The organism is Pseudomonas jessenii (genome assembly GCF_002236115.1).
GTDB lineage: Bacteria > Pseudomonadota > Gammaproteobacteria > Pseudomonadales > Pseudomonadaceae > Aquipseudomonas > Aquipseudomonas jessenii.
Genome location: NZ_NIWT01000005.1, coordinates 195,037 through 207,726 on the forward strand (window position 1 = coordinate 195,037; position 12,690 = coordinate 207,726).

The following is a 12,690-nucleotide window of genomic DNA, read 5'->3' on the forward strand; positions in this document are numbered from 1 at the left end:
ATCAAAACTTTTTGATACTGCTCTTGCGATACCTTCGACCCGTGACTAGACTGCCGGCCTTATGAATTTACGCGTGCCCTCCATTCAACATGACGATTGCGATGAGCTGGCGGCCTTGTGCAAGGCTGGCGGCGATCCCCTGCGGTTGAATGTCTTGCGCGCACTGGCCAATGACTCGTTCGGCGTACTGGAACTGGCGCAGATCTTCGGCATCGGCCAGTCAGGCATGAGCCACCACCTCAAGGTACTGGCACAGGCCGACCTGGTGGCAACGCGCCGCGAAGGCAACGCGATTTTCTACCGTCGCGCGCTGCCCCACACCGAACTGCTGGGCGGCAAACTGCACGCAGCATTGCTCGAAGAAGTGGACAACCTGACGCTGCCGACCGACGTACAGTCGCGCATCACCCAGGTCCATGGGCAACGTGCGGCGGCCAGCCAGGATTTTTTCTCAAGGGTTGCGGAGAAGTTTCGCGCCCAGCAAGACTTGATCGCCGGCCTGCCGCAATACCGCGAAAGCGTGGTGGCCCTGCTCGACAAGCTGAGCTTCGACAAAGACGCCACGGCCATTGAAGTCGGCCCCGGCGATGGCGCATTCCTGCCGGACCTGGCGCGCCGCTTCGCGCAAGTCACGGCGCTGGATAACAGCAGCGCGATGCTCGAACTGGCGCGCCAGGTCTGCGAACGCGACAAGCTGACTAACGTTAGCCTGCAACTGGCCGATGCATTGAACGGCGTCAGCCTCAAGGCCGATTGCGTGGTACTGAACATGGTGCTGCACCATTTTGCCGCACCGGCCGATGCGCTCAAGCACATGGCCCATTTGCTGCAACCAGGCGGTAGCCTGTTAGTGACAGAGTTATGTAGCCACAACCAGAGTTGGGCCAAGGAGGCCTGCGGTGATCTCTGGCTGGGGTTTGAACAGGACGATCTGGCCCGTTGGGCCACCGCTGCGGGACTCGTTCCCGGGGAAAGCCTCTATGTAGGCTTACGTAATGGTTTCCAGATCCAGGTCCGCCATTTTCAGCGACCGGCTGGCGACACTCACCATCGGTAATTTCAGGAAAACATCGAGATGAGCGAATACTCCCTTTTCACCTCCGAGTCCGTGTCTGAAGGGCATCCGGACAAAATCGCCGACCAGATTTCTGATGCGGTGCTGGACGCCATCATTGCTGAAGACAAGTTCGCCCGTGTGGCGTGCGAGACTCTGGTGAAAACGGGCGTGGCGATCATCGCCGGCGAAGTCACCACTTCCGCCTGGGTTGATCTGGAGCAGATCGTTCGTGACGTGATCACCGACATCGGCTACACCAGCTCCGACGTCGGCTTCGACGGCGCGACCTGCGGCGTGATGAACATCATCGGCAAGCAGTCCCCTGACATCAACCAGGGTGTCGACCGTGCCAAGCCTGAAGATCAGGGCGCCGGCGACCAGGGTCTGATGTTCGGCTACGCCAGCAATGAAACCGACGTGCTGATGCCTGCACCGATCACCTTCTCGCACCAACTGGTGCAGCGCCAGGCTGAAGCCCGTAAATCCGGCCTGCTGCCTTGGCTGCGCCCGGACGCCAAGTCGCAAGTGACCTGCCGTTACGAAAACGGCAAGGTTGTCGGTATCGACGCCGTCGTTCTGTCGACCCAGCACAACCCGGAAGTGTCGTACAACGACCTGCGCGAAGGCGTGATGGAGCTGATCGTCAAGCACGTGCTGCCTGCCGAACTGCTGAGCAAGGACACCCAGTTCCACATCAACCCGACCGGCCAGTTCATCATCGGCGGCCCAGTGGGTGACTGCGGTCTGACCGGTCGCAAGATCATCGTCGACAGCTACGGCGGCATGGCCCGTCACGGCGGTGGCGCGTTCTCCGGTAAAGATCCATCGAAGGTTGACCGTTCGGCGGCCTACGCCGGTCGTTACGTGGCCAAGAACATCGTTGCCGCCGGCCTGGCCGAGCGTTGCGAGATTCAGGTGTCCTACGCCATCGGTGTTGCCCAGCCGACTTCGATCTCGCTGAACACCTTCGGCACCGGCAAGATCAGCGATGACAAGATCGTCAAACTGGTCCGCGAAGTGTTCGACCTGCGTCCATACGCGATCACCACCATGCTCGACCTGCTGCACCCGATGTATCAGGAAACCGCTGCGTACGGCCACTTCGGTCGCACCCCGGCGACCAAGACCGTTGGTGACGACACCTTCACCACGTTCACTTGGGAAAAAACCGACCGCGCCGACGCCCTGCGTTCTGCTGCCGGCCTGTAAGGTTCCCCCGCAACACCCGAAGCCCCGCACGGTTCGCGCCCTGCGGGGTTTTTTATTGCCTTGCGCTTGAGACCGCGTGGCCGCCTTCGCGAGCAGGCTCGCTCCCACAGTTGATCTTTGGTGTGACAAAGACCCATGGGCAAACGCAATTCCCTGTGGGAGCGGGCTTGCTCGCGATGAGGCCAGCACAACCACCAGAAATACCCGGCAAAACACCCCCTCGCTGCGCCAACTGATACTGACCTAGCCTTCACGCACCTCACCGAGCAAGGACGCTCAAGATGCTTCCCGACCTGCGCCTGTTTTTCGCCGCTCTTCTGACCTTTGCCTACCTGACCGCCAGCGCCGCCGAGTGCCCGGAATGGCCAGCCGAACGCGCCCGGAACGAAGTCGGCAAACTGCAACAACAAATCGACCTCTGGGACGACAACTATCACCGCCAGGGACGCTCACTGGTCGCCGATGAACTCTACGACCAGTCCCGCGCGCGACTCACCCAATGGCGCCACTGCTTTAACCTGAGCCCGCCCGCAGACCCCTTGCGCACTGCGCGCGGCACGCTGCCCCACCCCATCGCCCACACCGGCCTGGACAAACGGCACGATCAGCCCGCCGTGGAAAAATGGCTGCGTGACCGGGTGGACGTCTGGGTCCAGCCTAAAATCGATGGCGTGGCGGTGACCCTGGTTTACCGCAGCGGCCTGTTGGCCCAGGCAATCAGCCGCGGCGACGGCCAAAGCGGCCAGGACTGGACGGTTCCTGCACGGCAGATTCCGGCCATCCCGCAACGGCTATCTCAGGCCCGGGACTTGATCGTGCAAGGCGAACTGTATTGGCGCCTGACCGATCACGTGCAGGCCCGGGCCGGTAGCCTCAATGCTCGTGGCTCGGTAGCCGGTCTGATGGCACGCAAGGTCTTGAGCGCCGAACAGGCCGCCGGCATCGACCTGTTTGTCTGGGACTGGCCCCAAGGACCGGCGAGCGTACCCGAGCGTGCCGCGGCGCTGACTGCGCTGGGCTTCCCGAGTACCACGGCATACAGCCAGCCCATCGCCTCCGTCATTGATGCCGAACGCTGGCGCGAGCACTGGTATCGTTCCCCCTTGCCCTTTGCCAGCGACGGCATCGTCCTGCGCCAGAATCAGCGCCCAGCCGCCGAACGCTGGCAGGCCAGGTCACCCTACTGGGCCATCGCCTGGAAATACCCCTTCGCCCAGACACTGGCCGAAGTCCGCCAGGTTCACTTCAAAATCGGCCGGACCGGGCGGATCACTCCGGTTCTTGAACTGACCCCGGTAAAGCTCGATGACCGGCAGATCAAGCACGTCAGCGTCGGTTCGTTGCAACGCTGGCAGACGCTGGACATCCGCCCGGGTGACCAGGTCGCCATCAGCCTGGCCGGGCTGGCCATTCCCAGGCTCGATAGGGTTGTATTGCGCAGCAGCGAACGCGCCGAATTGAACGCGCCGCGGGCAGAGGACTTTCATTCATTGAGTTGCTGGCAACCGACTCGGGGCTGTGAGAGCCAGTTTCTTGCGCGCCTGACCTGGCTCAGCAGCAAACAAGGCCTGGCGCTGCCCAATGTGGGTCCGGGCACCTGGGAAAAACTTCTTGCAACAGGTCGGCTGAACGGTCTGTTGGATTGGTTGACCCTCGATGCCCAAGAGCTTGCTACCATTGATGGTTTCGGCGAGCGCAGCGCGGCTCGTCTTGCAGACAGCTTCAACCGAGCCCGGCAACGCCCGTTCGCGCACTGGCTGAAAGCCTTGGGATTGCCGCCGACAGGTCAGGCGCATCTCGGCGATTCATGGCTGGTACTGGCGCAGCGAGACATCGAACAATGGCGGGCCGAGGCCGATATCGGGCCAGGGCGCGCGGCGCAACTGAACGCTTTTTTCCGCGATCCGCAGGTACTGGGCTTGAGTGAAACGTTACGTGATGCGGGGATTGACGGCTTTTAGTTGTCGGCCCTGCGCCCAGCGGGAACCACAAGGGACCGCTGGGCTCCAACAGCCATTGCCACAGTGGTCTGCTTGATTTCCTACATGGAGCTTTTATGAAATTTCTTTCACCGCTCGCCCTGTTGACCCTTTGCAGCGTGCTGGCCACCCCGTTGATGGCGGACGAGGAAGCGCCGGGGCTGACCGGTTGCGCCGCCAAGAAGCAAGGCATCGTCAACCAGATCGAATTGGCCAAGGTCCACGGCAACGCCGACCAGCAGGCAGGCCTGGAAAAGGCCTTGAGCGAAGTCGAAGCGAACTGCACCGACGCCTCGCTGAAGAAGGAACGGGAAAACAAGGTGCTCGACGCCAAGCACGAAGTCAGCAAGCGTCAGGCAGACCTCGACAAGGCCATGAGCAAAGGCGATCCCGACAAGATCAACAAGCGCAAAGACAAACTCGCCGATGCCCGCAAGGAATTGCAGAACGCACTCGATGAGTTGGATAAGTAACGCAGCAGTTTTTTTGTGGCGAGGGGGCTTGCCTCCGTTGGACTGCGAAGCAGTCCCAAAATCGCTGAACCGAACTCAGTCAGATATACCTGACAGTTCAAACAAACGACGGCTACGCCGTCGAACGGGGGCAAGCCGCCACAGGTCATGCGTAGCGCCGAATCAATGATCCCGAAACGCCTTATGACAAGCACTGCAAGCATCTTCGACTTTCTGTACCGCCGGCCCCAGGTTGCTGGCCTTGTAGGGTTGGACCTGGCTGGCGATCACCAATTCACCGGTGGCGCTTTCAAGGTCGCGGGCCATTGCCTGAAAGCGTGTCTGTTGCTCCCAGACATCGCTCTTGGCGCTGGTGTGATCCTCCTCGCGCACTTGCGGAAAATGCTGCCACGGCTCACGGGACAACGCATCGAGTTTCACCGCACCTTCGGCGAACTTCGGGCCATCGAAGGCAATGCGCCCACGCAACATACCGCCCAGGTCTTCGCCAGTCTTGAGCATCTGCTTGAAAATGGCCTTGCGCTGGCCGAGCGGCGAGTTGGGGTCGATACCGCCACAAGCGGACAGCGTCAGGCAGGCCAGCAATACAACAGAAAGTCTTTTAAGAGTCATGGTGGCTTCAGGTCACGGGAAACGGCGGCCAGTATCCTCGCGTCATCGGCAAAGACCAATAGCCCTATTATCAATAAGGGTTGCTTGAGCGCATGGAGCGCTCAGGCAACCGGCAAAGGAACCACTCCATGAACAGCCGTTTCAAGGCATGGCGTCACAGCCTGGCCTGGACCCTGCCGATGGTGGCCCTGCTCGCAGGCTGCACCGGTGGCGACAACCAACAACCGAAAACCCACGCCTTGGCCACCTACTCCAGCGCCACATGGGAAGCGCTGCCGGCGGTGTCCGACAGCGACCTGGTCGCCGGTTTCGGTTCCTGGCGCAGCGCCTGTACCCGCCTCAAGGCCGATCCGGTCTGGGGTGGCACCTGCGCAGCGGCTGTCAACGTGCCGCAAACCGCCAGCGACATTCGCGGTTTTCTCAAACAGAACCTCGATGTCTATGGCCTGCGCGCCACCAACGACAACCCCAACGGCCTGATCACCGGCTACTACGAACCGGTCTATCCCGGGAGCCTGACCCAGACCAGCGCTGCCAATGTCCCGGTCTATGGCGTCCCCGAGGACATGATCATCGTCGCCCTCGACAGCATTTACCCGGAACTCAAGGGCAAGCGCCTGCGCGGTCGACTCGAAGGTCGCGTGCTCAAGCCATACGACGATGCGGCAGCCATCGAAAGCAAAGGGGTCAATGCGCCGGTCGTGGCCTGGCTGACCGATCCTATGAACCTGCAGTTCCTGCAAATCCAGGGTTCGGGTCGTATCCAGCTCGACAATGGTCGCCAGTTGCGCATTGCCTACGCCGATCAGAACGGCCACCCGTATCGACCGATCGGCCGCTGGCTGGTGGAACAGGGCGAACTGAAAAAAGAAGACGTGACCATGGGCGCCATCAGCACCTGGGCCAAGGCCAATCCATCGCGGATTCCCGAACTGCTCGGCAGCAACCCCAGTTATGTGTTCTTCACCCGCAACCCGGACAGCAACGAAGGTCCGCGCGGCTCGCTGAACGTACCGTTGACCGCCGGTTACAGCGCGGCGGTGGATCGCAAGGTGATTCCGCTGGGCAGCCTGTTGTGGCTGTCCACCACCCGACCGGACGGCACGGCCCTGGTTCGCCCCGTGGCAGCACAGGACACCGGCGGCGCCATTGCCGGCGAGGTTCGGGCGGATCTGTTCTGGGGCACCGGGGATGCGGCCGGGCAACTGGCCGGGGACATGAAACAGCAGGGGCAGATCTGGATGCTCTGGCCCAAAGGCGCGACGTTGCCGCAAGTGCCGCAGGTGGCGGATGCCGAGAAGACCAAGCCCTGAGGCGAGTGTTGACCGTTAGATAGCTTTCGCGAGCAGACCCGCTCCTACACTGGAACGCACACTCCTGTGGGAGCGAGCTTGCTCGCGATGAGGCCGGCAAAAACCCTGAAGATCTGTCAGGCTGACACCACAAAGAAACTCACGATCAACCCCATCCCCACGAACCACATCAACGACCGCAGCGTCGCCCAGTCCGCCAGATAGCAAATGATGTAGAGCAGCCGGCTGGTAATGAACAGCACGGCCAGCACATTGATCGTCACCAGTTCGGCATTACCGGCCAGATGCGCCACGATCACCGCCGCAGCGAACGCCGGGGTCACTTCAAAACTGTTCAGTTGCGCCGCATTCGCGCGCCTGCCCAAGCCTTCCAGCGAATCGAGAAAGTCCCGGGGATCATGGTTGTCTCTCAACCTGAACCCGCCACTGATCTTGGCCACGCCCACACACACATACGGCAGGAAAATCGCGATCAAAATGCACCACAGAGCAACCGTCATAAAGCAGTCCCTTCTTCACGTTTCAGAACAGTCAAAATTTCATGACCAATATACCGATCAGCACCAGCCCACAGGCCAAGAGACGCGGCCCGCCAAAAGGCTCTTTCAGGTAACGCATGCCAAACAGCACCACCAGAATTACGCTGATCTCGCGCAACGCCGCCGCTTCTGCAATCGAGCCCAGCTGCATCGCCCACAGCACCAGAGCGTAGCTGAACAACACGCAGAACCCGACGGCCAGGCCCAGTCGCCACTGCTCGCGCCAGAACAACATGAACGCGGGTCGTTTGCGCACCAACGCCAATAGCGGAAACGGCCAGGCACTGAGCAAGGTGACCCAGACCAGATAATCCAGTGGATGGGACCAGCGTCGCAATGCCTGCCCGTCAATGTAGGTGTAGCAACCGATGCACAGGCCGATCAGCGCCACCACCGGCAACATCGACCAGGGCAAACGCGCACCGCCGCCGCCCTGCCAGAGCAGGCACAGCATGCCGAACGGGATCAGCAGGATTCCGAAAATCTGCTGATGGGTCAGCACTTCCCCGGCAAAGATCAGCGTCAGCGCCAGCACCACCAACGGTGAAAGGCCGCGCATCAATGGATAGACCAGCCCGAGGTCGCCGACCCGATAGGCCTGGATCAGCAAATAGCGATAGAGCAACTCGAACGCCGCCGACGCCAGGATCCACGGCCAGATCTCCAGTGGCGGCATGCTCAGGAACGGCAGCATCAGCACGACAAAGAGCAGCGCCACGCTGTCCATGCAGGCCACCACCAACAGCCGCTCCGCACTGAACTTGATCAGGGTATTCCACGCCGCATGCAACAGCGCCGCCACCAACACCAACGCCGTCGCAAGCACGGCCTACTCCTTTTGTTGTCTCCACAATCCCCGTAGGAGCGAGCTTGCTCGCGAAAAACGTGAGGACAACGCGCTCAATCAGAGAGCACCCGTCATCATTCACGTCCATCGTGAGCGAGCTCGCTCCTACAGGGGCCGGGTAGAGAATTGATTCGCCATATTTCACTGTCTGTTTATACTGCAAGCGACCACGCCGCACTCAGTTGCGCACACACTAATTCCAATAAAAATCCTGCCCGGCCCGCTCTCGTCGAGAACGGTCGTCGGCCTGCGTATGCCTGATCACAGCGTCAAGACTACCGACAGAGACCTTGCGCATGCCACTCGCTTTGCTTGCCCTCGCCGTTGCCGCCTTCGGCATCGGCACCACCGAATTCGTCATCATGGGTCTTTTGCCCGATGTCGCCCGCGACCTCGGCGTGAGCATTCCCGACGCCGGATTACTGATCACCGGCTACGCCCTGGGCGTGGTGTTCGGTGCACCGATCCTCGCGGTCGGCACCGCCAACATGCCGCGCAAGGCCACGTTGTTGGGCATGACGCTGATGTTCATCCTCGGCAACATGCTCTGCGCGCTGGCGCCAAACTACGCCACGCTGATGGCCGCGCGCGTGATCACGGCACTGTGCCACGGCGCATTTTTCGGCATTGGTTCGGTAGTGGCCGCCGGGCTGGTGGCCCCCAACAAAAGGGCTCAGGCGATTGCCATGATGTTCACCGGCCTGACCCTGGCCAACGTGCTCGGCGTGCCACTGGGTACCGCACTCGGGCAATACGCAGGCTGGCGCTCGACCTTCTGGGCGGTGTCGTTGATCGGTGTGCTGGCCGCGATTGCGCAATGGGTCTGGCTGCCGAAAAACATCGCCATGGATAAAGCCAACCTGGCCAGCGAATTCAAGGTGCTGGGCAAGGCCAACGTACTGCTGGCCCTGGGCATGAGTGTGCTGGCCTCCACCAGCCTGTTCAGTGTGTTTACCTACATCGCGCCGATCCTGCAGGACATCACCGGCGTCAGCCCCCACGGCGTCACCCTCATGCTGCTGTTGTTCGGCGTTGGCCTGACCGCCGGCAGCATGCTCGGTGGCCGTCTGGCGGACAGCCGCTTGCTGCCTTCGCTGGTGGGCATGGCGCTGGCGGTACTGGTGGTACTGGCGGCATTCACGCAAACCAGTCACTCGGTCATCCCGGCGGCCATCACACTGGTGTTGTGGGGGACGTTTGCCTTTGCCTTGTGCCCGATCCTGCAACTGCTGATCATCGATCAGGCCTTTGAGGCACCAAACCTGGGTTCGACCTTGAACCAGAGCGCCTTCAACCTCGGCAACGCCGCCGGGGCATGGATTGGCGGGCTGGTTGTGGCCAGCGGTGCCGATCTGGCGGACTTGCCCTGGACCGGTGCACTGGTCAGCGGGCTGACCGTGTTGACCGCACTGTTTTTCATTTATCGCCAGCGTCGCGGTGCGGCTGCGCTTGATGCGGTGGGCTGAGGATCAGCTTGATGGTTTTTTGATTTTCTGCGGATCGGGCGCTTCGCTCTGATCCGCAGATTTTTTCGGCGGCCCGCTTTCGCTGCGAATCTGCGCATGGCTGATCAGCGCGAAAATAAAACTGCCACCGATGATGTTCCCCGCCAGCGTCGGCCCGGCGAACACCAGCCAGAAATCACTCCACGGCAACTCGCCGGCAAATACCAGATACGAAACCTCCAGCGAACCGACCACGATGTGGGTGAAATCCCCCAGCGCCATGAGGTAGGTGATGAGGATGATGATCCACATCTTGGCGCTCTCCATGGACGGGATCATCCAGACCATGGTGGCGATCATCCATCCGGAAATGATGCCCTTGGCGAACATCTGGCTGGCGTGGTTTTCCATGACCTTGCGGCCGATATCGAGGAAGGCGACATCGGTCTTGCTGTCGAAAATCGGCAGTTCCAGCATCACGTACGCCACCAGCAAGGTGCCACAGAGGTTGCCGATCAGCACCACCGTCCACAGCCGTAGCAGCCGGCCGAAGTTGGCCAGCGTCGGTTTGGTCATTACCGGCAACACGGCAGTCAGGGTGTTTTCGGTGAACAGTTGCTGACGAGCGAGAATCACCGCGAGGAAACCGGCGCAATAACCGAAACTCGCGATCACCTTGAATCCTTCGCCATCCGGAAGACGCGAATTGAGCAAGCCCATGCCCATCAGCGACAGCCCCATGGTCAACCCCGCCGCGAGCGCCGACCACCACAACGCGGCAATGCTGCGCTCCAGTTCCTGGTCGCCCTGGGTACGGATGATCTCGTGCAGCACCGCGGCACGGGGTGGCTGGCTCTTTTCGACTTCGTGCTCTTCTTGCGCCGAAAGGTTCGGGGTCTTGCCGTCTTGTGCCGAGTTCATGGGATGCGCAACCGGTGGCGGGCTATTCAGCTATGACCTGTGCAGCGGGGATTCCGTTCTGTAGGAGCGAGCCTGCTCGCGATGGACTTGAGAGCACCACTGGGTGTCAGGTACCCAGTGTTATCGTTAACGACCATCGCGAGCAGGCTCGCTCCTACACGCTGGCGTCGTCCTTGAACTGGTCCTTGACGTACTTGATCTCGGTCCGGCCGTGAGGCGCCGGCAAGCCGTCTTCACCGAGGTTCACGAACACCATTTTTTCAACGGTGAGAATGCTCTTGCGGGTGATCTTGTTGCGCACCTCGCACGTCAGGGTGATCGAAGTGCGGCCGAACTCGGTCGCCGTGATGCCCAGTTCGATGATGTCGCCCTGGCGCGAGGCGCTGACGAAATTGATTTCGGAAATGTACTTGGTGACCACACGCTGGTTGCCCAACTGAACGATGGCGTAGATCGCCGCCTCTTCGTCGATCCAGCGCAGCAGGCTACCGCCGAACAGCGTGCCGTTAGGGTTGAGGTCTTCGGGTTTTACCCATTTGCGGGTGTGGAAATTCATGTTCACTCCTGAGCGTCTTGCCGAATGATGCCGACCATCATGGCAGAGCCCGACCTAGAGCTCTATTGAGCATCGTCTATGGTCTCGATTACCGTTCGGACATTGACCGACAGAAACGCTTTGGAAGATCGGCATAGCCCGCTATAATCGCCACCGTTTCAAAACGGTCATCTTCAATTGCTACCGTTTCCCGCCACCTGTCCGAGGGGCGCTGCAGCAGGTTTGACCTGTCAGGCTCGGATGGGGCGTTGCCTGGCCTTCACTGGCTGGACACTAAACGCACAACGGCGCCCATTCGCATACATTACGAATGGAGGCTCTTCATGAGCGCTGTTATCACGCCTGCAGATTTTAACGATTACAAAGTTGCCGACATGTCCCTGGCTGCCTGGGGCCGTCGCGAAACCATCATCGCCGAATCCGAAATGCCAGCCCTGATGGGTCTGCGCAACAAGTATTCCGCCGAGCAACCGCTCAAGGGCGCGAAGATCCTCGGCTGCATCCACATGACCATTCAGACTGCCGTGCTGATCGAAACCCTGGTTGCCCTGGGTGCCGAAGTACGCTGGTCGTCCTGCAACATTTTCTCGACTCAGGACCAGGCTGCTGCTGCCATCGCCGCTGCCGGCATCCCGGTTTTCGCCTGGAAAGGTGAAACCGAACAAGAGTACGAGTGGTGCCTGGAGCAGACCATCCTCAAAGATGGCGCGCCTTGGGATGCCAACATGATCCTCGACGACGGCGGTGACCTGACCGAGCTGCTGCACAAGAAGTACCCACAGGTTCTGGACCGCGTCCACGGCGTGACCGAAGAAACCACCACCGGCGTTCACCGCCTGCTGGACATGCTGGCCAAGGGCGAGCTGAAAATCCCGGCCATCAACGTCAACGACTCGGTGACCAAGAGCAAGAACGACAACAAGTACGGCTGCCGTCACAGCCTGAACGATGCGATCAAGCGCGGCACCGACCACCTGCTGTCCGGCAAGCAAGCGCTGGTCATCGGCTACGGCGACGTGGGCAAGGGTTCGGCCCAGTCCCTGCGTCAGGAAGGCATGATCGTCAAGGTTTCCGAAGTCGACCCGATCTGCGCCATGCAAGCCTGCATGGACGGTTTCGAAGTGGTTTCGCCGTTCATCGACGGTATCAACAACGGAACTGAAGCAAGCATCGACAAGGCATTGCTGGGCAAGATCGACCTGATCGTGACCACCACCGGTAACGTCAATGTTTGCGACTCGAACATGCTCAAGGCCCTGAAGAAGCGTGCCGTTGTCTGCAACATCGGCCACTTCGACAACGAAATCGACACCGCTTTCATGCGCAAGAACTGGGCATGGGAAGAAGTGAAGCCGCAGGTTCACAAGATCCACCGTACCGGCGCTGGCGATTTCGACCCACAGAACGACGACTACCTGATCCTGCTGGCCGAAGGCCGTCTGGTTAACCTGGGTAACGCCACCGGCCACCCGAGCCGTATCATGGACGGTTCGTTCGCCAACCAGGTTCTGGCCCAGATCTTCCTGTTCGGCCAGAAGTACGCCGACCTGTCGCCAGCCCAGAAAGCCGAGCGCCTGACCGTTGAAGTACTGCCGAAGAAACTCGACGAAGAAGTGGCCCTGGAAATGGTCCGTGGCTTCGGCGGCGTAGTGACTCAACTGACCAAGACCCAGGCCGACTACATCGGCGTGACCGTTGAAGGTCCGTTCAAGCCGCACGCCTACCGCTACTGATAGACC

12 protein-coding genes and 1 riboswitch are annotated in these 12,690 nt (G+C 60.7%); of the genes, 7 read left to right on the forward strand and 5 right to left on the reverse strand.

Going from position 1 to position 12,690, the window contains the following annotated elements; translation table 11 throughout:
* Positions 1-61: 61 nt before the first annotated feature.
* The 4 genes from PSJE_RS17630 to PSJE_RS17645 all read left to right on the forward strand — a co-directional run bounded on the left by PSJE_RS17630 (position 62) and on the right by PSJE_RS17645 (position 4,718).
* Positions 62-1,057, forward strand: coding sequence for an ArsR/SmtB family transcription factor (locus PSJE_RS17630; RefSeq protein WP_057712962.1), 996 nt, complete (start codon positions 62-64; stop codon positions 1,055-1,057).
* Between the two features lie 18 nt (positions 1,058-1,075).
* Positions 1,076-2,266, forward strand: a complete 1,191-nt coding sequence (gene metK, locus PSJE_RS17635; RefSeq protein WP_007975460.1) for a methionine adenosyltransferase — start codon at positions 1,076-1,078, stop codon at positions 2,264-2,266.
* 281 nt (positions 2,267-2,547) lie between these two features.
* Positions 2,548-4,227 carry an NAD-dependent DNA ligase LigB gene (gene ligB, locus PSJE_RS17640; RefSeq protein WP_090451883.1) on the forward strand — a complete coding sequence of 560 codons (1,680 nt, stop codon included), beginning with the start codon at positions 2,548-2,550 and terminating at the stop codon, positions 4,225-4,227.
* A 95-nt stretch (positions 4,228-4,322) separates the two neighbouring features.
* On the forward strand, positions 4,323-4,718 hold the full coding sequence (locus tag PSJE_RS17645; RefSeq protein ID WP_057712960.1) for a DUF1090 domain-containing protein: 396 nt from the start codon (positions 4,323-4,325) through the stop codon (positions 4,716-4,718).
* Positions 4,719-4,880: 162 nt separating this feature from the next.
* On the opposite strand, the gene PSJE_RS17650 is transcribed toward PSJE_RS17645, so the two are convergent.
* Positions 4,881-5,330 (reverse strand): c-type cytochrome, encoded by a 450-nt coding sequence (locus PSJE_RS17650; protein WP_057712959.1) that lies wholly within the window; start codon positions 5,328-5,330, stop codon positions 4,881-4,883.
* Between the two features lie 128 nt (positions 5,331-5,458).
* On the opposite strand from PSJE_RS17650, the gene mltA reads away from it, so the two are divergent.
* The gene (gene mltA, locus PSJE_RS17655; RefSeq protein WP_090451885.1) at positions 5,459-6,643 is read left to right on the forward strand and encodes a murein transglycosylase A; all 1,185 of its coding nucleotides are present in this window, start codon (positions 5,459-5,461) and stop codon (positions 6,641-6,643) included.
* A 116-nt stretch (positions 6,644-6,759) separates the two neighbouring features.
* Here mltA and PSJE_RS17660 read toward each other — a convergent pair whose 3' ends face one another.
* Both PSJE_RS17660 and PSJE_RS17665 read right to left on the reverse strand, forming a co-directional pair.
* Positions 6,760-7,143 (reverse strand): MAPEG family protein, encoded by a 384-nt coding sequence (locus PSJE_RS17660; RefSeq protein WP_057712957.1) that lies wholly within the window; start codon positions 7,141-7,143, stop codon positions 6,760-6,762.
* A gap of 31 nt (positions 7,144-7,174) precedes the next feature.
* On the reverse strand, positions 7,175-8,008 hold the full coding sequence (locus PSJE_RS17665; RefSeq protein WP_090451887.1) for an EamA family transporter: 834 nt from the start codon (positions 8,006-8,008) through the stop codon (positions 7,175-7,177).
* A 317-nt stretch (positions 8,009-8,325) separates the two neighbouring features.
* Between PSJE_RS17665 and PSJE_RS17670 the strand changes: the two genes are divergently transcribed.
* On the forward strand, positions 8,326-9,495 hold the full coding sequence (locus PSJE_RS17670) for an MFS transporter (RefSeq protein ID WP_090451889.1): 1,170 nt from the start codon (positions 8,326-8,328) through the stop codon (positions 9,493-9,495).
* Between the two features lie 3 nt (positions 9,496-9,498).
* Here PSJE_RS17670 and PSJE_RS17675 read toward each other — a convergent pair whose 3' ends face one another.
* On the reverse strand, positions 9,499-10,395 hold the full coding sequence (locus PSJE_RS17675) for a formate/nitrite transporter family protein (protein WP_090451891.1): 897 nt from the start codon (positions 10,393-10,395) through the stop codon (positions 9,499-9,501).
* 154 nt (positions 10,396-10,549) lie between these two features.
* Entirely contained in the window at positions 10,550-10,951 is a 402-nt protein-coding gene (locus PSJE_RS17680) for an acyl-CoA thioesterase (protein ID WP_008019918.1), read from the reverse strand.
* A 197-nt stretch (positions 10,952-11,148) separates the two neighbouring features.
* Positions 11,149-11,251: riboswitch (S-adenosyl-L-homocysteine riboswitch) on the forward strand.
* Positions 11,252-11,274: 23 nt separating this feature from the next.
* On the opposite strand from PSJE_RS17680, the gene ahcY reads away from it, so the two are divergent.
* Entirely contained in the window at positions 11,275-12,684 is a 1,410-nt protein-coding gene (gene ahcY, locus PSJE_RS17685) for an adenosylhomocysteinase (RefSeq protein ID WP_090451894.1), read from the forward strand.
* The last annotated feature ends 6 nt before the right edge of the window (positions 12,685-12,690 follow it).